A 23,094-nucleotide genomic window follows, 5' to 3' on the forward strand; every position below is an offset into this window, starting at 1 on the left:
CCGGGCGAAGTCGAGCAGCTACGCCACCCCTGCTACGTCACCTTCAGTCGGCGAAGCAGCCGAAGTCCTCGTTGTCCCGATCCTCGTACGCCTTTCGTGATGCTTCCTCGCCGTCGCTGAAGACCACGCGCCCGGTGTCGAGTTGGCGGGGCCGGAAGGTGAGGAATCCCGAGACGAGATCGTCCGAGGTCATGTTGGTGCGCAGCGCGTACGTGGATGTGGGGTCCAGCTCGACGGACAGGGGGAGCCGCGTCGTGAAGCCTTGCGGGGAGCTCCCGAGGCGGATTCGGTGCAACGGGATCCCGTGGGAAGCCTTGATGTGCCACAGCAGTTGGCCCGGATCATCAGCAGTGCCGTCGTGATCCCACCGGTACAGGCCGACCTCGGTGATGCCGTCGTACTTGGCGCCCGGGCACTCGCGCCAGCCGATCACCGGACCGGAACTCCCGCTCTCGACGAACAGCGGATTGAACTCCGCGCCGCAACCACTCAGCAGGAGCGCGAGAGCGATGACGCCGGTTGAACGCACCCACTTCATCCTGTGGAGTGTACGAGGGAAGGGGCGCGGCGATACCCCGGCGAATGTCTCGACCCGATACCGACAAGCCATGGCTTCCCGGTCCGTGCCGCCTGGAGCGGTGGACAGGGGCACAAGTCCGTCCGCACAACCGGTCTTCCGAAGCGCGGCCGTGCTCTCGCTATGATCGGCCCATGACGTCACAAGAGGCCGATGCCGCGTAGGGCGCCGGGTGGGCTTCGGGGCGGGATGTCCGGTCGGCGGGGTGACGCCCTGGTGAGTACCTTGCTGGTCAACACGTGTCCCGGGCCGCCGGCGTGCGCCGATGTGCACACTTACCTCTTTGTCGATGGGCTCGACCTGGTGACGCGCAGCGACGGCAACGCGCTTGGCCTGCACCCCCGGCAGCTCCTTCGCCCGGGCGGACCCCTCTACCCGTCGGATGCGCCTCGCGATGTGAAGGTGGCGGACCATGGCCGAGCCGATGCGGACCCCTGCGGACTCACCATCACCGTGCGGCTCCAGGGCGAGACGGTCGTCTGGTCCGATCTGATGTTCCCGGGCCGCGAACACGGGGTCGTCGAGGAGGCTCGCTTCCATCTGGCGCAGTACCTCGGTGAGATCGAACGGGTCCACGGAGCCTGGCAATGAACGTCCCGCGGGACAAGGAGGCTCCCTGAACGCCATCGATGACGTCGACTGGTCGGCCATACCCAATCCGACAGGAGATCACTGGGACGATCCGGAGGGCGTCGCTCACGCACTCCGGATGCTGACGGTGTCCACCACGGCCAACGAGACGGGGGACGCGGCGGCAAGCCTAGCCGGTCGCGGCTTCGTCTGTGGCCACGCCGCCATGGTGTTCCCGGCGGCCTACGCGGCCACCCCGATCCTGCTGGACCTCGTCGCGAACGGTCGGCGTCCACGTATCAAGGACGCGGCGGTCGGGCTGCTGTCCGACGCGCTGGGCTTCCTGCCACCCGCCGACCACAACCGCGTGGATACCGATCACGGCGCCGACATCCCCCTCTGCTGTGCCATGGCACAGCACATCCGCGGCCGCCGTGACCTCCTTCTCGCCCACGGGCGCAGCGGCAAGCGGCTCGTGAGCGAGGCAGAGCAGCACTGGCGACTGACCATCGAGGAGGCGGAGTGCCGACCCGACGGCAGTCAGACTGCCCTCGCCTTCCTCGACGGCGCGCCCTTCGCCACGCCGACCGAGGCTGAAGTGCACACACCCGCAGCGGTGTTGTCTGCTTCGAACGTGTGGATCGACGCCTTGACCGCGGACGCTTCGGGCGCCGCCGCCGTCCACTTCAGGGCAGCACCCTCCGAGTTTCTTCCGGGCTGCACTCTCCACCCTGCCGAATGCGGTCTCCGCGAGCACTGAACGAGGCGTGACATGCTCGTCGGCGGGTGCGTCGGCGTCATTCGACGCCCGGCGGAAATCCGTAGATGCCGTCGTCCACGGGGGCCCCGTCCGGGATCTCCAGAGGGAGGATTCCCCAGTTCCGGGCGATGGCCATGACGTGCTGTTCATTGGGCATGGCGGCATGCCAGTCGTCCCATTCCTCATCGCTCCAGTTCTGTCGGCCTTCCTCCAGCCCCCTCTCCCCGACGCCGAGTCGGCGCTCGATCTCGGTGGGCTCGCCGAACCGCAGGGGCACATCACCGGTGCAGCCGTTGTAGCAATAGGCCCGGACTACTCGGCCGGCCTCCACTCTCGCCCAGGCGTGATACTCACCGATGCGATCCGTGCTGAAGTACTGAAGGTCGCCGAGGCGCCGGCCGAGCGCTCCGAGCCAGTCCAGCATGGCCGGACCGTCGCCGTCGCGTCCGTTGTCGAGGTGGATCCGGCCGTGGGCCAGCGTCCACCCCTCCACGGGGGACGCCACGAAGACGCCCCGTTTGTACGCCGCTTCGGTCCCTGAGTCCCAGTCCATCGGCACTCGCCCGACCAAACCGAGCGCGTCGGCGACCGCCCGGCTGCCGGCGCCGGGCACGGCGAGCCAGGATGTCTTGTAGCCCATGCCCATGGTGATCCCCTCCCACGTCTTTGGGTGGATCCTGCCGCACCGCACTGACATACGCCGTCGGGCGCCTTTGTCACGCCCGGCGAGCCTCGCCTGGCCCCCTCCCCTCGGGGTGACCTCGGCGAGGCTCGCGGGTCGCGTCCGGCTACGGATACACGTACGTGTTCAGCGTGTTCACCGCGGAGCCGGGATCGCCCAGGTCGTAGCGGTCGACCGCGAGGTAGTTGGGCTTCTTTCGGGCGGCCGGCTCGCAGAAGCGGCGGGCCCGGTCGGCGAGTTTGGTGTTGTCCGTCCCGGCGGTCCCGGAGATCGCGGCGTCACGGAAGTGGTTCATGACGAAGAGCGGGCGGAAGCCGTTCTCGGTACGGGTGAGCGGTACGTTCGTGCCCGCGTCGTACCAGCGGCTGTAGCAGGACCAGTCCGAGGAGCCGAGGCCCGAGCCCATGGACCAGTAGTTCTCGACGGTCCACTCGCGCTGGTACATGACGCCGAAGCTGTCCCGGGTCAGTCCGGCGGACTCGTCCGATGAACGGCTGTGGTCGGTGAAGATGAGCAGGCGGTGTCCCGCCGCGGTGAGATCCGCGAGCTTCGGCCAGCCGTTCTCGCGCACGCCGGTCAGGTCGGGACGGTAGAGGACGTCGGACAGGCCGTTCACGCGGGCGAGTTCGGAGCGCAGGACGCCCGGATCGACGTAGTCCTCCAGGAACACGGTGACGACCTGGTCGGGGTGCTGTTCGAGGAAGTCGACCATGCGCTGGAGGTCGACCCAGAGCGCGACCGGCCTGCTGACGAGGGTGCAGCTGTTGTGACACAGGATCGCGCCGTCGGGAGTCTGGTGCAGGTCGAGCATGAAGCCCCGTACACCGTCGGCCAGTTGCTGGTTGATACCGCGCTTCTGATTCGGCACGAGGTTGACGAAGGGCGGGGCGAATCCGCCGTCCACGCCGTTCGCGTAGGCGTTGTGCGCGGTGAGGAACGTGACCTGGTCCAGGGTGCGTTGGTCCTGCGGTGGCATCGGCCGGGCCGCGGGCGCGGCCGGGGTGAGGTACCAGGACGCGAGAGCGCCCGGTGAGCCGATCGCCAGCTGGGCCGGATAGTTGGAGCCCGCGGACTTGTCGGTGACCGTCAAGTACCGTTCGGATCCCGGGGCTTTGAGTGTGTATCGGTCGGCTCCGCCCGGTGTCACCTCCCAGGCGGCGTCGGCGCTCGTACAGGCGACGGTCCGGGCCTGGTCTCCCGAGCGGCCCAGGCAACTGCCCGCGCTGTCAGTGCTTTCGAGCACGGAGGAGGAACCGCTCTGGCGCAGGGTCCACTGCTGGCGGTCCTCGTTTCCCTTGGGGTTGTGCTGGACGACCGCGCCCGCGCTGTCGGCCGCGTTCAGTCCCGTGATGGCGCTCTGGACGAAGTAGGTGCCCGCGACGGGGACTTCGGCGGCGCCGGCGGGCGCGGGGACGGCGAAAACGGAGCCCAGTACAGCGGTGGCGGCGAGCAGGGAGCGTCGGCTCGGTCTCATGGCACGTGATCCCTTCCTGTGGGGAGCATGAGCATGCCATGCAGCGACACAGGGGCGGGCGACGGCGGTACGGATCGCGTCAGTGGGCGTGGCCCCGGGCCGACGGCTTGCCGCACACCCGCCGGGTGAGGTCAGCGGCCGCCGGCTCGCGTGCCGGGGTGCTCGATCCGCGTGACGAACGCGGCGATGTCGGCGACCACGCGTTCGGGCTGTTCCCAGTGGAGGCAGTGGCCGGTCTCCGGGTAGGCGAGGAATTCCGCGCCGTGCACCGCGTCCAGGATGGTCTGCTGGTCCTCTCGGGGCAGGAACTCGTCCTGTTCACCCCAGATGACGAGTGTGGGCACCAGGATGCCGGCGAGGGTCGCGGGGAGATCGGCGTCGAGGAGACCGCGGGCCGTGTCCTTCCAGACGTACGCGGGGAGCTTGAGATTCTCCTCCACCATGGTCTCGACGAACCCCCGGGCGATCGGGCGGGTCGCCGTGCCGGCCAGGAAGTCCTCGACGAACGCGCGGGGCACGGGATCGGCCAGATCCTCCATGGCGCCGACCATCCTGGTCACCGCCGGCTTGTCCGCGAGGGCGCCGGGGACACCGAGCAGGACCAGGCCCGCGATGCGGTCGGGATGGCTGCCGGCGACGATCCGGGCCGGTACGCCGCCGCTGGACGCCCCGACCAGGACGGCCCGGGGGATGTCGACCGCGTTCAGGAAGTCCACCAGGTCGGCGGCGAAATCGTCCGGAGCGTAGCCCTCCGGGGGCCGGCCGGCATCGCCGTGCCCGCGCTGCGTGGGCGCGTATCCGTGCAGGGACGCGGGAAGGCGCCTCAGGAGCGGTTCGAAGGACCACCAGGAGTCGGCCAGACCGTGTACGAAGACGACCGGCGTACCACTGGGGTAGCCGGCTTCGGCGTACGGGAGAGCGAGACCTTCCCGCACCTGCGCGGACTTCAGGGAGATCACGGTCACGGCACCCTGCCTCCTTCCGCCCGGCCACCGGGTCCGGGAACCCGGGAGCGGAGAGCGAGCGGCGATCACTTCCGACAGTACCGAGGGGCGGCACGCGCCGCGCTGCGAACGGGCCCGCTCGCGCCGTTCGAATGAACCGGAGCGTGCGCGGGCGGACGCCGGCCCGGGCTAGTGAGCCCATGAGGCGACGCTTCCGAAGGGGACCTGGGATCACGGGCCCCGGAGGGCTCCCGGACGGTCCGGCCCGGGTCCGGCGGTGGCGCCGCCCGCCCGTACACAGGAGCTGAGCACGGCTTCTGCCCGGGGGACCCACTCCCGCTCGGTCCTCGGGAGCGGTTAGTGTGTCCGTCGTACCGGACACGGGGTGCCCCGTCCGAGGGCTGAGATCACACCCGTCGAACCTGAACCAGTTCATACTGGCGGAGGGATGTCTTCCATGCCATTGGCGCATGTTCCCGGCGGGCTGCCCGCCGACAGCCGGCCCGCCGTCTTCGACGGACGGATGCCCACCGCACCCGGCGACCTGCGGGTGGAGGGGCACGGCATCGAGCCGGTTCCCGAGAGCAACCGGTACGGCGGGGCCGGGCGCCTGTTCACCGTGTGGTTCGCCCCGAACCTGACGATGACGGGCGTGTTCACCGGCACCATCGGGATCGCGCTGGGCCTGGACTTCGGCACCGCGCTCGCCGCGGTCGTCCTCGGAACCGTGATCGGCGCCCTGCCCACCGCCTACCTCAGCACCTGGGGCGGGCTCACCGGCACCGGCCAACTCCCGCTCGCACGGCTCGCGTTCGGCCGGGCGGTGGTGCTGCCCGGGATGCTCCAGTGGCTGTCCTCGGTCGCCTGGGACGCGTTGATCGGCCTGTTCGGCGGGGATGCGCTGGCGCGGCTGTGCGGCTGGCCGTTCTGGCTCGGCGTACTGGTCATGATGGCCGCTCAGGGGGCCCTCGGCGTCCTCGGCTACGAAGCCATCCACCGCCTGCAGATCGTCATGACGTTCGTGCTCGCCGTGGCCTTCGCGGTGATCGCCTGGCGGATGCTCGACGGGGTCCACCCCGCGACGACCGGGGCCGCGTCCGGCGCCGACCGGGCGGGCGCGTTCGTGCTCACCAGCACCATCGCGCTGAGCCTGTCGCTCTCCTGGGCGCCGTACGCCGGTGACTTCAGCCGCTATCTGCCGCGTTCGACGTCCCGGCCGCGGATGTTCTGGTGCACCCTGATCGGGCTCGTCGCGTCCTTCGTCGCCGTGCAGGTCCTCGGACTGTGGGGCGCGTCGGTGCTGACCGACCAGACGGCGGCGGGCGTGGACTCGCTGCTGGGCGGTGGCTCCGCGGGAGCGTTCGGGCTGCTGGCCGTGGCACTCGCCGCGGTGTGCAGCAACGCGATGAACGACTACAGCGGTTCGCTGGCCCTCCAGACCCTGGGTGTGCGGATGCCGCGCCCGTTGGCGGCCGCCCTGGCCGCCGCGCTCGGCTTCCCGCTGGTGCTGTGGATGCACGCCGCCGACACGACGGCCCGCTTCCAGAACGTGCTGTTGTTCGTGGGCTGTTGGATCCCCGGGTTCGTCGCGATCGTCGTCGTGGACTGGATCGCCCGGGGGCGGGAGCGTGGGGACGCCCCGGTCGACGTCGCCGTCGAGATGTCCCGTCCGCGTTCCGGATGGCCGTCGCTGGTGGCCTTCGTCGCGGCGTTCGGCGCGGCGGTGCCGTTCATGGACACGAGCCTGTACGTCGGTCCGGTGGCCGACGCGCTGCACGGCGCCGATCTCTCCTACTACGTGGCGTTCCTCGTCGCCCTCGCCCTCTACGCCCCGCTGCGGCTGCGCCGCCGCGTCTGAGGGCTGCCCGTCGCTCCGCCGGTCCAGGGCTTCGGGCCCGCGGCCGTATCCGAGAGGAACACCTCATGACCGCCCCGCCCCGCGTCCTGACGATCGCCGGCTCCGATTCCGGCGGAGGCGCAGGAGTCCAGGCCGACTTGAAGACCATGCTCGCGCTGGGCGCCCACGGGATGAGCGTGCTCACCGCTGTGACCGCGCAGAACTCCGTGGGTGTGCAGGGGGCTTGGGAGCTGCCCGAGGAGGCGGTACGCGCCCAGTACCGCAGTGTGGTCGACGACATCGGCGTGCAGGCCGTGAAGACGGGGATGCTCTCGTCACCCGGCCTCGTCACCACGGTCGCCGAGTTGCTGTCCGACGTGGGCGTCCCGGTCGTCGTGGACCCGGTGAGCGTCTCCAAGCACGGGGACCGGCTGCTGGCCGACGACGCGCTGGACGCCGTACGGACCCGGTTGCTGCCGCGGGCGACCGTGGCCACCCCGAATCTCGACGAGGTCGCCCAGCTCACCGGGGTGAAGGTGGACGACGAGACGGGCATGCGCCGGGCCGCGGGGCTGCTGCTCGCGTTCGGTCCCCGTTGGGTGCTCGTGAAGGGGGGCCATCTGCCGGGCCAGGCAGTCGACTTGCTCACCGACGGAACATCCGAGCACTGGCTGCGCGCGCCCCGCCACGACAACCGGCACACGCACGGCACGGGGTGCACGCTCGCCTCGGCCATCGCGGTGGGCCTGGCCGAGGGCCTTTCGGTGCCGGAGGCCGTACGACGGGCCAAGACGTACGTGACGGCCGCGATCGAGGCCGGTTTCGCGCTCGGTGCCGGTATCGGACCGGTGGACCACGGGTGGCGGCTGCGCCGCACCGACTGACGCCGCCCGGCGTTCGCCCGGCGTTCGGGCACGGCTGACCCCGCCCGGCGGACGCCCGCCGTTCCGGTACAGCCGATCCCGCCCGGGGTTCGCCCGCCGTTCCGGCACCACGGAATCCCGCCCGGCCAGCGCCCGCGATCCCGGCACGACTGCCCGATTCCCCGGCCGCGACCCTCATTCGGGCACGGCCGGCCCCTCCGTCGGCCACCGCCCGCCCGGAGCCCACACCCCGGCCGGCCAACGGCTCCGCACCTCGGCGCGAGGCTCCCGGGCGTCCGGGTCCGTCCGGCGTCCGAAGGCCCGTCCCACGGTCCGGCACACCTCCTGCCTCGGACGGTGAACACCTCGGCCCCTCCCGGCGTACTGATCGGCACAGCGACAGTCGTCTGCTCGCCCGTCAGGTACGCGGACAGGCAGATCCGGATCCAAGGAGCACACCATGAAGGCGACCGCGCAGATCGGCGTCACAGGGCTCGCGGTGATGGGCCGCAACCTGGCCCGCAACTTCGCCCGGAACGGCTACACCGTCGCCGTCCACAACCGCACCCCCGCACGCACCAAGGCACTGGTCGAGGAGTTCGGGCACGAGGGCTCCTTCGTCGCGGCCGAGTCGGCCGAGGACTTCGTGGCGGCGCTGGAACGCCCCCGACGCCTCATGATCATGGTGCAGGCGGGTGCCGCCACTGACGCCGTCATCGAGGAATTCGCCCCGCTGCTCGAAGACGGCGACGTGATCATCGACGGGGGCAACGCCCACTTCAGCGACACCCGTCGTCGTGAGCAGTCGCTGCGCGAACGCGGCATCCACTTCGTCGGCGCGGGCGTGTCCGGCGGCGAGGAGGGCGCCCTCAACGGGCCGAGCATCATGCCGGGCGGCTCCCCCGAGTCGTACGCCTCGCTGGGCCCGATGTTCGAGTCGATCAGTGCCAAGGTGGACGGCGAGCCGTGCGCCACGCACATCGGCACCGACGGCGCCGGACACTTCGTCAAGATGGTGCACAACGGCATCGAGTACGCCGACATGCAGCTCATCGGCGAGGCCTACGACCTCCTCCGGCGCGTCGGCGGCTACACGCCGCAGCAGATCGCGGAGATCTTCCGGCGCTGGAACAAGGGCCGCCTCGACTCGTACCTCATCGAGATCACCGCCGAGGTCCTCGCGCACACGGACGCCGCCACCGGCGAGCCGTTCGTGGACGTCGTGGTCGACGCCGCCGGGCAGAAGGGCACCGGCCGCTGGACCGTGCAGACCGCCCTGGACCTCGGCTCCCCGGTCACCGCCATCGCGCAGGCGACCTTCGCCCGCGCCGCCTCCAGCCAGGGCGAACTGCGCGCCGCCTACCGGGGCCTGCCCGGCGGCACCCACTGGGACCTGTCGGCGACGGAGGCCGAGCGGTTCACCAGCCAGGTCGAACACGCCCTGTACGCATCGAAGCTGATCGCCTACGACCAGGGCTGGAAGATGATCCTGGACGCCGCCGCCGAGTACGGCTGGGACATCGACCTCGGTGAGGTCGCGAAGATCTGGCGCGGTGGCTGCATCGTCCGCGCGGCGTTCCTCGACCGGATCCGCGCCGCGTACGCCGTCGATCCGGGCCTGGTCAGCCTGCTGTCGGACGCGGGGTTCGCCACCGAGATCAAGGACGCCCAGGTCCCGTGGCGCGAGGTCGTCTCCACGGCCACCCGCAGAGGCGTTCCGGTGCCCGCGTTCTCCGCGGCGCTGTCCTACTACGACACGCTGCGCGCCGACCGGCTGCCGGCCGCCCTGACCCAGGGCCAGCGCGACTTCTTCGGTGCCCACACCTACCGGCGCACCGACCGCCAGGGCAGCTTCCACACGCTGTGGGGCGAGGCGTCCCGCAGCGAGACCGAGGTCCTGTGACGCTGTCGGTCGATGAATGAGCGAGGGGCGGGCCGTACTTCCGTGGTGACGGAAGTACGGCCCGCCCCTCGCTGACGGCCGGGCGTCTCAACCACCGTTCGTGATGGGCTCGTCGATCCCCGTCACGAGGTGCGTCATCACCGCGGCCGGCAGCGACGGGTTGCCGGCCGCCGCTTCCGCCACCTGCCGGTCGGGGTCGGCGAGCAGTTCCACGATCACCCGCGGCGGGAGTGCCGGGTGAGCGGCGGCCACGGGTCTCGCCCGGTCGTCCGCGAGGCAGGAGAGCAGGACCGGGGCGGTCGCGTTCGGGTGCCGGGCGATCTCCCGGAACACCTTCTGCCCGGGTGGTGCCTGCCGGGCCAGGTGTTCCAACAGTGCCGCGCTCGCTCCAGGGTTGACCGCGACCTTGGCGTGGACCCGGGATCCGTGCCGGTCGACCATGGCCAGCAACCGGGCTTCGGTGAGGCCGGGGTGCGGCGCGACGGACTTGACCACCTTCGCATCGGGGTCACTTGCCAGCGCGTCACGTATCTGCGGCGGCAGATCACGGCGTTGGGCCGCCAGCATGCGTGCCGCCGGGTCCGGCGACCGGGCCAGCTCCTTGATCTCGGCGGGAGTCGCGGCGGCGATCCGGGGGAGCAGGGTGGCGCCGACCTTGGCGGTGCGGGCCAGTTCGGTGAGCACGTCGAGCGGGACACGGGGATGCTGTGCGAGGCCCCGGCGCACCTGGACATGAGGGTCCCCCGCCAGTACGCGGATCACGTCCTCGCCGGTCGCGGGGTTCTCGGCGAGGTCGGCGCGGACACCGGGAACGGGGTCCGCGGCAAGCCGTGCGCACACCTGCGGGGGCAGGTCCGGACGGGCCGCGAGCATCCAGCGCAACATCATCGAGGGATGATCCGCGAAAACGACGACCGCTTCGGTGGGTGTCGCGGGGTTGCGGAGTGCGGCGACCTGGATGTCGTGGACCGTGGACTCGTGGGAGCCGTCGCAGGAGGCCCCCGGCAGTAGATCACAGTCCGGCCGGGGGCATTCCGGATCGTGGGTGAAGGGGGTCGCCTCGCGGTCGCAGACCCGGCAGTGTCGCGCGAGAGGCAGTCCCTCGCCGGTGACGAGCGCGGCCAGTATGTGCGCGGGCGTCGCCTCGTTGGCCGCCACGGCGCGGCGCACCTCGGTATGGGGATGCTCCGCGAGCGCGGCGGCCGTTTCCGGTGCGGTCCACAGAGCGAGCTCCGCGACGACGTCCGGATCCGGGTCCGCGGCGAGCGTCTCCACCACGTCGGCGGGGAGGCCGGGGCAGCCGGCCAGCTTCTCCCGGCGCTCCGCCACCGGGTCCGCCGCGAACAGTCGCGCCCACTCCGGGCTGCCGGATCCCTCGTCGAGCAGGGCGAGGGCGGTGTCCGGCCGCGCCACGGGATCGACGTCGGCGGCTGTCAGCCTGCCTTCGCGGGCGAGCCGTACGCCACTCCGCTCGTCGCGCGCGAAGAGGGCGACCGCCTGCGCGTGGCTGAGGTCCTCCCGGCCCGCGAGGTCGATGGCGAGGTCGGTGTCCGCGACCGCGATCAGCCGGTCGACCAGTTCGGACGGCAGGGCCGGGTTGGCGGCGAGACCGCTCAGGACATGGTTCACAGGGGCATCCTGCCTCGGGCCGTGGAGGATCGGCCGGGGTTTTTCCGGCGCGGAGGTCACCGGGCGAAAGGTCCCCGGTGCCGGCCCACGCGTGCGCACGCCTCGCTCGGTGCCCCGCTGTTCATCGGCGCCCAAGGTGGAAATTTCCTTGTCAACGGCTCCTTCAGTACACGAATCGATCTCGCGATACCCGCCCTGACCGGGGCAGATGCTTCGCGCAGGGGCCGTCCGGTCCTCGCCGCGGGACCGACCGGCCTCTGCCACCGCTCGCGCGCGCCGCGATCCCCTTGCACTGTTGGGGTGTAACGAGGAGGTGCGGTGCCATGCGCGGAGCACAGGGTGCGAGGCAGTGGTGCTGGCGCTGGCGGAGGAATCCGCTGCGTCGCCGTGACGACGTCTTCGAGGCGTGGATCGTGCTGATCGTCTGGACGGTGATGGTGCTGGGCGGCACCCTCGCCGGCCTGGTGACCGCCCACGCCGCCGACGAGTCGTTCACGCGGCTGCGCCACGACCGGCACGCCATCCCGGCCATACTGGTCAGCGGTACGGAAAGGGCGGTACCCGCCGGAGAGGGCTCGTCCTTCGACCATGTCCGGGCGACGGTCCGCTGGACGACGCCGGACGGGTCGCCACACATCGGCAGCGCCCTGGTGGAATCCGGGCACAAGGCCGGATCGCACGTGGTGATCTGGACGGATCCGCAGGGCCGGCCCACCACGGCACCGCCGACCACGAGCGCCGCGGCCACCGAGTCCACCCTGCTGGGCGTCGCCGCCGCCGTGGCCCTGGGCGGCCTGGTCTTCGGCGTGGGCGGCCTCGTCCGGTGGCGGCTCGACCAGCGGCGCTACCGCCGGTGGGAGCGCGAGTGGGAGCGGCTCGGACCGCAGTGGGGGCACAAGACGCCCTGACCCGGTGCGTCCAGCCCCACGGTCGGGGCCACTGATCCCCGGCAGGAGTCAACCGGCCTAAGCCGTAAGGCACTTCCGCCGTAAGGCACTCCTGCGATACGGGACTTCTGCGGTACTGGATTTCTGCGGTGCGGGACTTCACGCCTCCCGGACGGTGTTGCCGTCCGGGAGGCGTTCGGCGGCGACGGGGTCCGGGACGGTCAAGGCGTGGATGGCGCGCGGCACGGCACGCGGAACCGGCAGTCTCCTTCCGCGGAAGCCTCCGGCCCGGGCCGGTGCCATGCGGCCCGTGAAGGGGGGCCGGACGGCCCATGGCGGCGGGCGGACCGCGGGTGGAGATTGGAGGCGGAAGGGTCGGGCGCCAGGAAGAGGCAGGATCATGAACACTTCCACCACATCCACCATGCTGCGGGCGCTGCCCGCCCACCAGCAGGAACGGCTGCTGCGCATGGCCCGCGAGGTGTCGTTCCCCGAGGGCACCCGGCTGTTCGAGGAAGGCCGTCACGCGGACAGGTTCTGGATCATCCGGACCGGGACGGTGTCGCTCGACATGCGGGTCCCGGGTCGCCGTGCGGCCGTCATCGAGATCCTCGGTCACAACGAACTCGTCGGTTGGTCCTGGCTGTTCGCCCCGCACACCTGGCATCTGGGCGCCGAGGCGACGAGCCCGGTGCGCGCCTACGAGTTCGACGCCGAGGACGTCCGGGCACTGTGCCGCGAAGACCCCGAGCTGGGAATGGCCGTGGCCCAGTGGGCGGGCGAGATCGTCGGCCACCGGCTCCAGTCGGCCCGGACCCGGCTGCTCGACCTGTACGCCCCTTACGGCAGCGGCAGCGCGCGCTGACCACCGGCGTCGCGCGGACCGGTGAGCCTGCCGTCGACCTCGGCGGGGAATCCCGTGCAGACTCGAATGGGGCCGGTCGGCCCTAGTGCATCGGGGCCGGAAGCGCAAGGATCGACCCTGAGCGGGCTCACGGTCTGCTGTCCATTACTGAATAAGGGGTCGTCATGGCCGAGGCGCGTACGTTCTCCGAGCGGAACCCGATCAGGGTCTTCCTGCTGGACGACCACGAGGTGGTGCGCCGCGGTCTCACGGACCTGCTGGACGCCGAGCCCGACATCTCGGTGGTCGGCGACGCGGGCAACGTGGAGCACGCCCTGCTGCGCGGCCCCGCACTGCGCCCCGACGTGGCCGTTCTCGACGTACGCCTGCCGGACGGCGACGGCATCACCGTCTGCCGGGAACTGCGCAGCCAGATGCCCGAGCTGTCCTGCCTGATGCTGACGTCCTTCGACGACGAGGAAGCGCTGCTCGACGCGATCATGGCCGGGGCGGCGGGCTACGTACTGAAGCAGATCAAGGGTTCCGACCTGGTCTCCGCGGTCCGCACCGTCGCGTCCGGCCAGTCGATGCTGGACCCCACGACGACCGCCCGGCTGATGCGCAAGCTGCGCACGGACCCGGCCGAGGAACCGCCCCTCTCGCCCGAGCTCGCCGGCCTCTCGCCGCGTGAGCGGGACATCCTCGCGCTGATCGGGGGCGGGCTCACGAACCGCGAGATCGGCAAGGAGCTCTATCTCTCCGAGAAGACGGTGAAGAACCACATCTCCCGGCTGCTGGCCAAGCTCGGCGTCCAGCGCCGCGTCCAGGCCGCGGTCCTGGCCAACCAGCTCGAACACCCGGAAGCGGCCGGCCACCACTCCACGCGCTGAGCCCCGCTCCGGTCGGCCCCCGGTCACCGTCCCCGACCCCGGTCCCCGGTCCCCGGTCATCGTCGCCGTTCCGGCAGCGTGAGGGTGCAGGACTCACCCGGCGCCACCGTGACCGTGCGGTCCGCCAAGGTGATGTCGATCGGCGGCTCGTCCGACGCCGGCACGCTCACCATCAGCCTCCCCGCGCTCAGGTGCAGCTGCACACCACGATGCCCCCGGTAGCGGAGCGCGAGACCGTACTCGGACAGCTCCGGCAGCGGGACCGGGTCGAACCGCAGGGCTCCGCCGCGGGTCTCGAGACCGGTCAGCCCGCGCTGGACGAGATCGAGGGTGCCCGCCATCGCGCCCAGGTGGATGCCCTCCCCCGTGGTGCCGCCCTGAAGGTCGGCGATGTCGCCCCGCAGAGCCTCGTGGATGTACGTCCAGGCCTCGGCGCGCCGGGCCCGGCCCAGCACCCAGCCGTGCACGAGACTGCTCAGCGTCGAACCGTGGCTCGTGCGGCTCAGGTAGTGGTCGACGGTGCGCCGCCAGAGGGTGTCGTCGACCTCGTGTCCGAGCCTGCGGAACAGAGCGCCGAGTTCGGCCGGCGCGAAGAGATAGCCCAGCATCAGCACGTCCGCCTGCTTCGAGGCCTGGTAGCGGTTGACGCTGTCGCCCTCGGCCTCCAGGATCCGGTCGAGCCGCCGGATGTCGCCGTACCGGTCCCGGTAGCCCTCCCAGTCGAGCTCCGCGAGGTCGCCGTACCCCTCGAACTGGCTGACGACACCGGAGTGGAAGGGCACGTGCAGTCCGCTCGACACGTCGTGCCAGAGGTCGAGTTCGGCGGGGTCGAGGCCGGTCCGCTCCACGAGGTCCCGGCGCAGCAGCTCGGGCAGCTCGCCCAGCACGTCGAGGGTCCGGGCGAGCACCCAGGCGGCCGTCACATTGGTGTACGCGTTGTCGTCGAGGCCGGGCCGGATGGAGTCCGGGTAGGCGTCGTGGTACTCGTCGGGGCCGACGACACCGCGGATCCGGTAGCGGCCGAGGGTGCCGTCGTACTCGGCGAAGCCGGCCCAGAAGCGGGCGATCTGCACGAGCATCTCGATGCCCTTGGTGTGCAGGAACTCGGTGTCGCCGCTCGCCTCGCAGTACTGCCACACGTTGTACGCGATCGCCGACCCGACGTGGTGCTGGAGGTGCGAGTGGTCGGCCAGCCAGCGGCCGGAACGCGGGTTCAGGTGCAGTTGCTGGGTCTCCTCCCGCCCGTCGCTGCCGCTCTGCCACGGGTACATCGCGCCGGTGCGGCCGGCGTCCTGGGCCGCCCGGCGGGCCCGCTCCAGACGGCGGTGACGATAGGTGAGCAGGGCGCGGGAGACCTCGGGGAAATGGAGGTTCAGGTACGGCAGCACGAACAGTTCGTCCCAGAAGACGTGCCCCCGGTAGGCCTCGCCGTGCAGCCCGCGCGCCGGGACTCCGACGTCGAGCTCCGCGGTGTGCGGGGAGAGCGTCTGGAGCACGTGGAACTGGTGCAGACGCAGGATCGGTCCCACGCTGCCCGGCACGTCCAGTTCGGCCTTGCGCCACAGTGCCTGCCACGCGGTGCGATGGGTGTCCAGCAGCCCCTCGAAGTCCGCGGCCCGCCCGACCCGGTCGACGGCCGCGTCCAGCGGGTCCTTGATCGCCGTGTCGTGGGAGGTGTGCAGGGCCACGGTCTTGTCCACCGTCACCGTCCGGCCGTCGGCCAGCGCGATCCTGAGCGTCTGGGTGGCGCGTCCCGGGGTGTGCGCGTCCGTCGTCTCGGCGGGAGCGTCCGTGACGGTACGGGCGGCCAGTCCGATGCCGATCTCCGAGGCGGAGGTGCGGCAGCGGAGCCAGACCGTGTCCGGTTTCCCGGTGCCGGTCCTGACGTCCGTGAGGTGGCGGGAGGCGAGGGAGCGATAGCGCTCGACTCCGCTGTTGGTGACCGTCCCGTCGAGTGCCGACTCGATCTCGACAGGTCCGGACCAGCCCTCGGCCGTCACCTGCGTGCGCAGCAGGGCGAGGTGGGGATCGGCCATGTGGACCAGGCGCAGCTGCCGCACGGCCAGGCGCCGGCCCTCCTCGTCCTCGTAGCGCACGGTGCGTTCCAGGGTGCCCGCGACCAGGTCGAGGCGCAGCCGGTGGTCGAGCAGCCGGTGGGAGTCGGGGGTGAGCCAGGTCCCGGTGGCGGTCCGCACACGCAGGGGCAGCCAGTTGGGGAGGTTGACCATGTCCTCGTTCTCGACCTGGTGCCCGGCCACCTGTGAGGTCAGACGGTTGTAGCAGCCCGCCGCGTACGTGGCCGGGTAGTGGACGGAGTCGGCGGAGCACTCCGGGGCCGCGCCCCGGGTCGCGAAGTACCCGTTGCCGAGGGTGCACAGCGATTCGCGCAGACGTTCCTGCGCCGGGTGGTAGCCCTCGTAGTTCCAGGTGAGGTCGTCCATGCCTTCATCCTCCGGTACGGGCGGCCCGCCGGCCTCGCGGCACACGCGGGGCGGCGGCGGGCCTGTCCCGTGAGCGTCGGCCGTGGACGCGTACGGTCCCGGGTGACGCCCTGCTCCGGCCGCGGGCTCGGCCCCTCAGCCGGTCCAGGTCCAGTCCGCGACCTCGGGAAGGTCGGTGCCGTGTTCGCGGATCCAGATGTCGTGGCGGGAGCGGGCGTCGGCCATCTTCTGGCGCAGGACGGCGGCGCGGACGCCGAGGCTGGGGACGCGGTCGACGACGTCCATGACCAGCCGGTAGCGGTCCATGTCGTTGCGGACGACCATGTCGAAGGGGGTCGTGGTGGTGCCCATCTCCTTGTAGCCGCGCACATGGAGGTTCCCGTGGCCGGTGCGGCGGTAGGCGAGGCGGTGGATGAGCCAGGGGTAGCCGTGGTAGGCGAAGATCACCGGTTTGTCGGTGGTGAACAGTCCGTCGTACTCGAAGTCGCTCATCCCGTGCGGGTGTTCCTCGCTCGGCAGCAGCCGGGTCATGTCGACGACGTTGACGACCCGGACGGCGAGCTCGGGCAGATGGCGGCGCAGCAGGTCGGAGGCGGCCAGGATCTCCTGGGTGGGGACGTCGCCCGCGCAGGCGAGGACGACATCGGGGTCCCGGGCGCCGTCGGCGGTTCCCGCCCAGTCCCAGATGCCGGCGCCGCGGGCGCAGTGGGCGCGGGCCTCGTCCATGGAGAGCCAGTCGAAGCAGGGCTGCTTGCCGGCGACGACGACGTTCACGTAGTCGCGGCTGCGCAGTGCGTGATCCACCACGGACAGCAGGGTGTTGGCGTCCGGCGGGAGGTAGACGCGCACGACCTCGGGACTCTTGTTGAGGACGTGGTCGACGAAGCCCGGGTCCTGGTGCGAGAAGCCGTTGTGGTCCTGGCGCCAGACATGTGAGGTGAGCAGGTAGTTGAGGGAGGCGATCGGGGCGCGCCAGGGCAGTTCGCGTGAGGTCCTCAGCCATTTGATGTGCTGGTTGACCATGGAGTCGACGATGTGCACGAAGGCCTCGTAGCAGGAGAACAGTCCGTGCCGGCCGGTGAGGGTGTAGCCCTCCAGCCAGCCCTGGCAGAGGTGTTCGGAGAGGATCTCCATGACGCGGCCGTGCCGGTCCAGGTGTTCGTCCACGGGCAGGATCTGTGCCTGCCAGGCCTTGCCGCTGGCGCCGAAGACGGCGCCCAGGCGGTTGGAGGCCGTCTCGTCGGGGCCGACCAGCCGGAAGTCGCGGCGCTCCGAGGTCTTGCTCATGACGTGTTCGAGGAGGCCGCCGAGGACCCGGGTCGGCTCGTGCACGGTGGCTCCGGGCTTGTCCACGGGGACGGCGAAGCGGTCCAGGGGCGGGAGCGGGAGATCGCGCAGGAGGAGGCCGCCGTTGGCGTGCGGGGTGGCGCCCAGACGCCGGGAGCCCTCGGGCACGCAGGCCAGCACGTCGGCGACCGGCCGTCCCTGGGCGTCGAAGAGTTCCTCGGGGCGGTAGGAGCGCAGCCAGGTCTCCAGCTGCCGCAGGTGTTCGGGGTTCTCACGGACTCCGGCGAGGGGCACCTGATGGGCGCGCCAGGTTCCTTCGACGGGCTCGCCGTCGACCTCGGCGGGGCCGGTCCAGCCTTTGGGGGTGCGCAGGACGACCATGGGCCAGCGGGCCCGCTCGGTGACGCCTTCCTCGCGGGCCGTGCGCTGGAGGAGCGCGATCCGGTCCAGGGCCCGGTCGAAGGCGGCGGCCATGGCGCGGTGCACCTGGGCGGGGTCGTCGCCGGTGACATGGATGGGTTCGTGGCCGTATCCGCGCAGCAGTTCGTCGAGTTCGGCCTCCGGGAGCCGGGAGAGCACGGTCGGATTGGCGATCTTGTAGCCGTTGAGGTGCAGAATCGGCAGGACGGCGCCGTCGTGGACCGGGTCGAGGAACTTGTTGGAGTGCCAGGACGCGGCGAGCGGTCCCGTCTCCGCCTCGCCGTCACCGATCACGCAGGCGACGAGCAGTCCGGGGTTGTCGAAGGCGGCTCCGTAGGCGTGGGCGAGGGAGTAGCCGAGTTCGCCTCCCTCGTGGATGGAGCCGGGCGTCTCGGGGGCGACGTGGCTGGGCACTCCGCCGGGGAAGGAGAACTGCCGGAACAGCCTCTCCATGCCCTCGCGGTCCCGTGGCACGGAGGGGTACGTCTGGCTGTACGTGCCCTCCAGCCAGGAGTTCGCCAGCACGGCCGGGCCGCCGTGCCCGGGACCCCATACGCACAGCGCGTCCAGGCCGCGTGCCTTCACGACGCGGTTGAGGTGGGTGTGGACCAGGTTGAGGCCGGGCGAGGTGCCCCAGTGGCCGAGCAGGCGGGGCTTGATGTGCGCGGGAGTCAGGCGCTGGGTGAGCAGCGGGTTGGACATCAGATAGATCTGGCCCACGGCAAGGTAGTTGGCGGCCCGCCAGTGGGCGTCCAGAGTGCGCAGTTCGTCGTCGGTCAGTACGGTGCTGTCCTGGTGTTCGGCCTTGGGCATGGAGACTCCGTCGGTCATCGGGGTACGTCGGCAAGGCGGGGCGTCGCAGCGCTTCACAGGAGGCGTCATCGGGCGGAGGAGGCGGCATGGCCGAGGAGAAGACGGCGAAGGTGCCGCGTGAGACGTACGAGCGGGAGCTGCTGCGTCTGCAGACGGAGCTGGTGAAGCTCCAGGAGTGGGTGCGGACCGAGGGCGCCCGTGTGGTGGTGGTCTTCGAGGGCCGGGACGCGGCGGGCAAGGGCGGCACGATCAAGCGGGTGGCGGAGCATCTGAACCCGCGTCTCGCACGGATCGCTGCGCTGCCGACGCCCACCGAGCGCGAGCGCACCCAGTGGTACTTCCAGCGGTATGTGGAGCATCTGCCGGCCGCCGGGGAGATCGTGCTGTTCGACCGGAGCTGGTACAACCGCGCCGGGGTCGAGCACGTCATGGGCTTCTGCACGAAGGAGGAGCATCAGCTCTTCCTCCGCCAGTGTCCGATCTTCGAGCGGATGCTGGTGGAAGCGGGGGTGCTGCTGCGCAAGTACTGGTTCTCGGTGAGCGACGCGGAGCAGCAGAAGCGGTTCCGGCGCCGGCTGCATGACCCCACGCGGCGCTGGAAGCTGTCGCCCATGGACCTGGAGTCGATCACCCGCTGGGAGGCCTACTCCCGGGCGAAGGACGAGATGCTGGTGCACACGGACATCGTCGAGGCGCCGTGGTTCGTGGTCGAGAGCGACGACAAGCGCCGCGCCAGGCTGAACATGATCGCCCATCTGCTGTCCACCGTCCCGTATCGCGAGGTGCCGCCGCCGGTTCTGGAGCTGCCCGACCGGCCGCCGTCGACGGGTTACGTCCGCCCGCCGCGCGATCTGCAGACGTTCGTCCCCGACCACGCGGCGAGCCTGTAGGGCGCTCATACCCGCTGGGGTACGACGGCCACGGGGCAGGCCGCGTGGTGCAGGGCGGTGTGGGCGACCCTGCCGAGCTGCATCCCGATGTGCCCGTGGCTGTCCTGCCGCCGGACCCCGACGACGAGCAGATCGGCCTCTGTGGAGGCGTCCAGCAGCACGTTGCGGGCGGTCCCCTCGACGGTGCGCCGGTGCACGTCCACGGCCGGATGATCGGCCGCGGCGCCGCTCAGCGCCTTGTCCAGGATCTCCACCGCCTGCTGTTCGTACACGCGGGCGGGATCGCCTGTCATCAGCGGGTGACCGGTGCTCTCGTGGGCGGGGCGCCGCCAGGCCCGTACGGCCTCCAGGGGAACCCCGCGTTCCGACGCCTCCCGGAAGGCGAAGCGGGTGGCGGCCAAGCCGAGCGCGGGATCCCCGACCTCGAGGACGACCCGCCGGTACCGGCCGGCTCCGCCCCGGTTGTCGTGGCTGCCGCGCAGCACGATCACCGGGCAGTGGGCGCGAGCGGCGACCGTGAGGCTCACCGACCCGAGGAGCTTCTCGGCGACACCGCTGCGGCCCCGCGACCCGAGCACCAGCGCGGTGGCGTTCAAGCCTTCCCCGAGCAGCGCGCTCACCGCGTCGTCGGGCACCACCTCGGTGGTGACCCGCACGGCGGCGTCGCGACGCCGGGCGCGCCGGGCGGCGGCCTCCACGACCCTGTCGGCCATGATCTGCTCGGAGTACCTGCCCAGCCCCTCGGCGAGGGCGGCGCCTTCGTAGCGTTCCCAGAGCGAGGCGTACACCAGGCGCAGCGGCAGACCGCGCAGGGCGGCCTCGTCCGTGGCCCAGTCCACGGCGCGCATTCCGGGCTCGGACCCGTCGACACCGACGACGAGGGGCAGGTCCACGACGCTCAGTTCCCTTCGCCGAAGTCGAAGACGATCCGGGCCTGGATCCGGCCGTGCAGCACCTCGTCGATGGACTCGTTGACGGACGCGAGGGGCCGGGACTCGCGGATGACCCTGGTCCGGCCCGCGGCGTGCAGTTCGAAGACCTCGGCCAGGTCCTGCCGGGTGCCGACGATGGAGCCGATCACGGAGGTGCCGTTGAGCACGGTCTCGAAGATCGGGACCGGGATCGTGCCGTGCGCCGGCATCGCGACCATGACGAGTTTTCCGCCGCGCCGCAGTCCCTTGTACACCGCGGAGAAGGCGTCCTCGTTCACCGCGAGCGCCAGCGCGGCGTGCGCGCCGCCGTGGCGCCTGAGGACCTCGCCGGGGTCCTCCTTACGGGCGTCGATCACGATGTCGGCGCCGAGTTCCGAGGCCAGTTCGAGTTTCTCGTCGGTGACGTCGATCGCCGCCACGGTGGCACCGGCGATCTTCGCGTACTGCAGGGCCAGGTGGCCGAGTCCGCCCACGCCGGAGATGGCGACGAGCTGGCTGGGCCTGACGTCGGCGACTTTCAGGGCCTTGTACGTGGTCACACCGGCGCAGGTGAGCGGGGCCGCGTCGAGCGGGGAGATCCCCTCGGGCACCGGCTGGGCGAAGTCGGCCCAGGCGAGCATCTTCTCGGCGTAGCCGCCGTCGCACCCGTAACCGGTGTTGATCTGCTGCTCGCACAGCGTCTCCCAGCCGGAGAGACAGTGTTCGCAGCGTCCGCAGGCCTTGCCGAGCCAGGGCACGGCGACCCGCTGTCCCACGGTGAGATGGGTGACTCCGTCGCCCAGCGCCTCGACGAGGCCGACGCCCTCGTGTCCGGGGACGAACGGCGGGCTGGGCTTGACCGGCCAGTCGCCGTTGGCGGCGTGGATGTCGGTGTGGCAGAGCCCGGAGGCCTCCACCCGGACGCGGACCTGGCCGGGGCCGGGCTCGGGGTCCGGCCGGTCCTCGATGACCAGCGGCTCACCGAACGCTCGTACGACTGCTGCCTTCATGGGATGTCTCTCCTTGCACGATCGGGCCGCGACCGGTACTCGGCCGGGAGCGGCCCGTGGTGATCAGGGGTGCGGGACGACGGCGACGGGGGCGGTGGAGTGGTGCAGCACGGCGTGCGTGACGGGCCCGATGTGGGCGCCGAGCGCGGCGCCGCGGACCCGGCGGCCCACCACGACGAGCGAGGCCTCCCGGGAGGCGTCGACGAGGTGGTTGGCCGGCTTTCCGGACAGGGAGTCCTCGATGATCTCCACGGCCGGGTACTTCTCGCGCCAGGGCCGCAGCGCTTCCGTCATGGCGGCGGCGTCCTCGGCGGCCAGCCGGGCGTTCATCTTCAGGTCCGGGGGCAGCCCGTACGCGATGTAGGGCGGCTCGTTCCAGGAGTGCACGACCCGCAGCGCCGTGGCACGCAGCAGGGCCGCCTCGAAGGCGAAGCCGATCAGCGCGTCGTCCGGGGTGCCGGTGTCCAGCCCGAGCACGACGGGGCGGAAGGCCGCGAGGGCGGACGGGATGCCCGTCGGATCCGTCAGATGCTCGTCCGCGGCCTGTTCACCGGCGCGTACGAACACGACGGGACGCCCGGCGTGTGCCGCGACGGCCAGGCCGACCGAGCCGACCATGAAGCCGCCGACGCCGCTGAGCCCACGGGTGCCGAGGACCAGGAGTTCGGCGTCGTCCGCGGCCTTGAGCAGTACCTCGGCCGGCCGGCCGTTGAGCTGCTCCGCGGTGACGTCGACTCCCGGGTGGCGCTCCCGTAGCCCTTCGGCTGCTTCGCGCGGGATCCGCTCGCTCCAGTGCTGGTGGGTCTCGGCGCCGAGCAGTGGTGCCTGGGCCATGGGGTCCGGGGCGGCTTCCCATACGTTGACCAGCCTGACCGGCAGGGCGCGCAGCCGCGCCTCGCGGGTGGCCCATTCGGCGGCGGCGAGGCTCTCGGGAGAACCGTCGAGGCCTACGGTGACAGTGCGGGGCATGGTGTCCACCTCCTGAATCGGGCCCGGTCCGGGTCCGATTCCAGGGTCGTGTCGAAACGGTCGGGTGGGGCAGGGGCCGCTGGTCCCCGGTGGGGGCCGTTCGGCCCAAGCCGGGCCACCGGGCCGCACGGGAGGGCGGAACCCTCCAGAGCTCCCGTCTCCCGCCCGGGGCCGGCACGGCCGGCGACCGGTGCGCCTGACCGACGGCTCGGCCGGGAGCCCACCGACACGGGGGGCGCGTCGCCCGCGGAGACGGCGCGGGGACGAGGGCGAGGACGATCAGGAAAGCCGCGTGGACGAGGTGGTGGTGGTCGGCGAACGGATCGACCGCCGCGTTCTCCGTGAGCCGTCGGCCAGGTACTGGCGGGCACCTGCTCGGCGACCCACATCAGCCCCACCATTACCGTGCCCGCAACCGCGCAGATCCGCAGCACGAATCCGCCGATCAGGGCGAGGCCCATGCCGGGCGGCCCGGCCGCGAAGGGCCGGTGGA

General features: G+C 71.4%; 19 protein-coding genes and 1 riboswitch. Of the genes, 9 read left to right on the top strand and 10 right to left on the bottom strand.

What is annotated here, in order from left to right; genetic code table 11:
• Window positions 1-43: 43 nt before the first annotated feature.
• Window positions 44-538, bottom strand: coding sequence for a hypothetical protein (locus OG410_RS04305; protein WP_329297876.1), 495 nt, complete (start codon window positions 536-538; stop codon window positions 44-46).
• 264 nt (window positions 539-802) lie between these two features.
• On the opposite strand from OG410_RS04305, the gene OG410_RS04310 reads away from it, so the two are divergent.
• A complete protein-coding gene (locus tag OG410_RS04310; RefSeq protein WP_443063711.1) occupies window positions 803-1,168 on the top strand; it encodes a hypothetical protein in 366 nt (121 codons plus the stop codon).
• Window positions 1,169-1,286: 118 nt separating this feature from the next.
• The gene (locus tag OG410_RS04315; protein WP_329297878.1) at window positions 1,287-1,907 is read left to right on the top strand and encodes a hypothetical protein; all 621 of its coding nucleotides are present in this window, start codon (window positions 1,287-1,289) and stop codon (window positions 1,905-1,907) included.
• Window positions 1,908-1,944: 37 nt separating this feature from the next.
• Here the strand turns inward: OG410_RS04315 and OG410_RS04320 are convergent, their stop codons facing one another.
• The 3 genes from OG410_RS04320 to OG410_RS04330 form a co-directional block, all read right to left on the bottom strand.
• Window positions 1,945-2,547, bottom strand: a complete 603-nt coding sequence (locus OG410_RS04320) for a hypothetical protein (protein ID WP_329297879.1) — start codon at window positions 2,545-2,547, stop codon at window positions 1,945-1,947.
• Between the two features lie 148 nt (window positions 2,548-2,695).
• A complete protein-coding gene (locus OG410_RS04325; protein ID WP_329297880.1) occupies window positions 2,696-4,063 on the bottom strand; it encodes a PI-PLC domain-containing protein in 1,368 nt (455 codons plus the stop codon).
• Between the two features lie 131 nt (window positions 4,064-4,194).
• The gene (locus OG410_RS04330) at window positions 4,195-5,028 is read right to left on the bottom strand and encodes an alpha/beta fold hydrolase (protein ID WP_329297881.1); all 834 of its coding nucleotides are present in this window, start codon (window positions 5,026-5,028) and stop codon (window positions 4,195-4,197) included.
• A gap of 350 nt (window positions 5,029-5,378) precedes the next feature.
• A riboswitch (TPP riboswitch) is annotated at window positions 5,379-5,473 on the top strand.
• On the opposite strand from OG410_RS04330, the gene OG410_RS04335 reads away from it, so the two are divergent.
• The 3 genes from OG410_RS04335 to gndA all read left to right on the top strand — a co-directional run bounded on the left by OG410_RS04335 (window position 5,465) and on the right by gndA (window position 9,610).
• The gene (locus OG410_RS04335) at window positions 5,465-6,865 is read left to right on the top strand and encodes a purine-cytosine permease family protein (RefSeq protein ID WP_329297882.1); all 1,401 of its coding nucleotides are present in this window, start codon (window positions 5,465-5,467) and stop codon (window positions 6,863-6,865) included. Its footprint overlaps the riboswitch before it by 9 nt.
• A 65-nt stretch (window positions 6,866-6,930) precedes the next feature.
• Entirely contained in the window at window positions 6,931-7,728 is a 798-nt protein-coding gene (gene thiD, locus OG410_RS04340) for a bifunctional hydroxymethylpyrimidine kinase/phosphomethylpyrimidine kinase (protein WP_329297883.1), read from the top strand.
• Between the two features lie 439 nt (window positions 7,729-8,167).
• Entirely contained in the window at window positions 8,168-9,610 is a 1,443-nt protein-coding gene (gene gndA, locus OG410_RS04345) for an NADP-dependent phosphogluconate dehydrogenase (RefSeq protein WP_329297884.1), read from the top strand.
• Window positions 9,611-9,697: 87 nt separating this feature from the next.
• On the opposite strand, the gene OG410_RS04350 is transcribed toward gndA, so the two are convergent.
• Window positions 9,698-11,239 (bottom strand): hypothetical protein, encoded by a 1,542-nt coding sequence (locus OG410_RS04350; protein WP_329297885.1) that lies wholly within the window; start codon window positions 11,237-11,239, stop codon window positions 9,698-9,700.
• A gap of 323 nt (window positions 11,240-11,562) precedes the next feature.
• Here OG410_RS04350 and OG410_RS04355 point away from each other — a divergent pair, with 323 nt between their 5' ends.
• From OG410_RS04355 to OG410_RS04365, 3 genes are all read left to right on the top strand, one after another.
• Window positions 11,563-12,147, top strand: a complete 585-nt coding sequence (locus OG410_RS04355) for an Rv1733c family protein (RefSeq protein ID WP_326789681.1) — start codon at window positions 11,563-11,565, stop codon at window positions 12,145-12,147.
• Between the two features lie 379 nt (window positions 12,148-12,526).
• The gene (locus OG410_RS04360) at window positions 12,527-12,991 is read left to right on the top strand and encodes a Crp/Fnr family transcriptional regulator (RefSeq protein WP_326789680.1); all 465 of its coding nucleotides are present in this window, start codon (window positions 12,527-12,529) and stop codon (window positions 12,989-12,991) included.
• A gap of 164 nt (window positions 12,992-13,155) precedes the next feature.
• Window positions 13,156-13,860, top strand: a complete 705-nt coding sequence (locus OG410_RS04365) for a response regulator transcription factor (RefSeq protein ID WP_329297886.1) — start codon at window positions 13,156-13,158, stop codon at window positions 13,858-13,860.
• A gap of 56 nt (window positions 13,861-13,916) precedes the next feature.
• Here the strand turns inward: OG410_RS04365 and OG410_RS04370 are convergent, their stop codons facing one another.
• Window positions 13,917-16,301 carry a glycoside hydrolase family 65 protein gene (locus OG410_RS04370; protein WP_329297887.1) on the bottom strand — a complete coding sequence of 795 codons (2,385 nt, stop codon included), beginning with the start codon at window positions 16,299-16,301 and terminating at the stop codon, window positions 13,917-13,919.
• Window positions 16,302-16,436: 135 nt separating this feature from the next.
• Window positions 16,437-18,821, bottom strand: coding sequence for a phosphoketolase family protein (locus OG410_RS04375; RefSeq protein ID WP_329297888.1), 2,385 nt, complete (start codon window positions 18,819-18,821; stop codon window positions 16,437-16,439).
• 86 nt (window positions 18,822-18,907) lie between these two features.
• Between OG410_RS04375 and ppk2 the strand changes: the two genes are divergently transcribed.
• Entirely contained in the window at window positions 18,908-19,711 is an 804-nt protein-coding gene (gene ppk2 / locus OG410_RS04380; RefSeq protein ID WP_329297889.1) for a polyphosphate kinase 2, read from the top strand.
• A 5-nt stretch (window positions 19,712-19,716) separates the two neighbouring features.
• Here ppk2 and OG410_RS04385 read toward each other — a convergent pair whose 3' ends face one another.
• The 3 genes from OG410_RS04385 to OG410_RS04395 form a co-directional block, all read right to left on the bottom strand.
• Entirely contained in the window at window positions 19,717-20,604 is an 888-nt protein-coding gene (locus OG410_RS04385; protein ID WP_329297890.1) for a universal stress protein, read from the bottom strand.
• A gap of 5 nt (window positions 20,605-20,609) precedes the next feature.
• Complete coding sequence (locus OG410_RS04390; RefSeq protein ID WP_329297891.1) at window positions 20,610-21,632, bottom strand: zinc-dependent alcohol dehydrogenase; 1,023 nt, start codon at window positions 21,630-21,632, stop codon at window positions 20,610-20,612.
• A gap of 63 nt (window positions 21,633-21,695) precedes the next feature.
• Window positions 21,696-22,601, bottom strand: coding sequence for a universal stress protein (locus OG410_RS04395; protein ID WP_329297892.1), 906 nt, complete (start codon window positions 22,599-22,601; stop codon window positions 21,696-21,698).
• Between the last annotated feature and the right edge of the window lie 493 nt (window positions 22,602-23,094).

Source organism: Streptomyces sp. NBC_00659 (assembly GCF_036226925.1).
GTDB lineage: Bacteria > Actinomycetota > Actinomycetes > Streptomycetales > Streptomycetaceae > Streptomyces.

Excerpts from the sequence above, each read along its gene's own strand:
- OG410_RS04365 (WP_329297886.1), top strand. The coding sequence starts at position 13,156 with ATGGCCGAGGCGCGTACGTTCTCCGAGCGGAACCCGATCAGGGTCTTC.
- OG410_RS04375 (WP_329297888.1), bottom strand. The coding sequence starts at position 18,821 with ATGCCCAAGGCCGAACACCAGGACAGCACCGTACTGACCGACGACGAA.
- OG410_RS04395 (WP_329297892.1), bottom strand. The coding sequence starts at position 22,601 with ATGCCCCGCACTGTCACCGTAGGCCTCGACGGTTCTCCCGAGAGCCTC.
- OG410_RS04370 (WP_329297887.1), bottom strand. The coding sequence starts at position 16,301 with ATGGACGACCTCACCTGGAACTACGAGGGCTACCACCCGGCGCAGGAA.
- OG410_RS04315 (WP_329297878.1), top strand. The coding sequence starts at position 1,287 with ATGCTGACGGTGTCCACCACGGCCAACGAGACGGGGGACGCGGCGGCA.
- ppk2 (WP_329297889.1), top strand. The coding sequence starts at position 18,908 with ATGGCCGAGGAGAAGACGGCGAAGGTGCCGCGTGAGACGTACGAGCGG.
- OG410_RS04305 (WP_329297876.1), bottom strand. The coding sequence starts at position 538 with ATGAAGTGGGTGCGTTCAACCGGCGTCATCGCTCTCGCGCTCCTGCTG.
- OG410_RS04390 (WP_329297891.1), bottom strand. The coding sequence starts at position 21,632 with ATGAAGGCAGCAGTCGTACGAGCGTTCGGTGAGCCGCTGGTCATCGAG.
- OG410_RS04335 (WP_329297882.1), top strand. The coding sequence starts at position 5,465 with ATGCCATTGGCGCATGTTCCCGGCGGGCTGCCCGCCGACAGCCGGCCC.
- gndA (WP_329297884.1), top strand. The coding sequence starts at position 8,168 with ATGAAGGCGACCGCGCAGATCGGCGTCACAGGGCTCGCGGTGATGGGC.
- OG410_RS04320 (WP_329297879.1), bottom strand. The coding sequence starts at position 2,547 with ATGGGCTACAAGACATCCTGGCTCGCCGTGCCCGGCGCCGGCAGCCGG.
- OG410_RS04355 (WP_326789681.1), top strand. The coding sequence starts at position 11,563 with ATGCGCGGAGCACAGGGTGCGAGGCAGTGGTGCTGGCGCTGGCGGAGG.
- thiD (WP_329297883.1), top strand. The coding sequence starts at position 6,931 with ATGACCGCCCCGCCCCGCGTCCTGACGATCGCCGGCTCCGATTCCGGC.
- OG410_RS04325 (WP_329297880.1), bottom strand. The coding sequence starts at position 4,063 with ATGAGACCGAGCCGACGCTCCCTGCTCGCCGCCACCGCTGTACTGGGC.
- OG410_RS04360 (WP_326789680.1), top strand. The coding sequence starts at position 12,527 with ATGAACACTTCCACCACATCCACCATGCTGCGGGCGCTGCCCGCCCAC.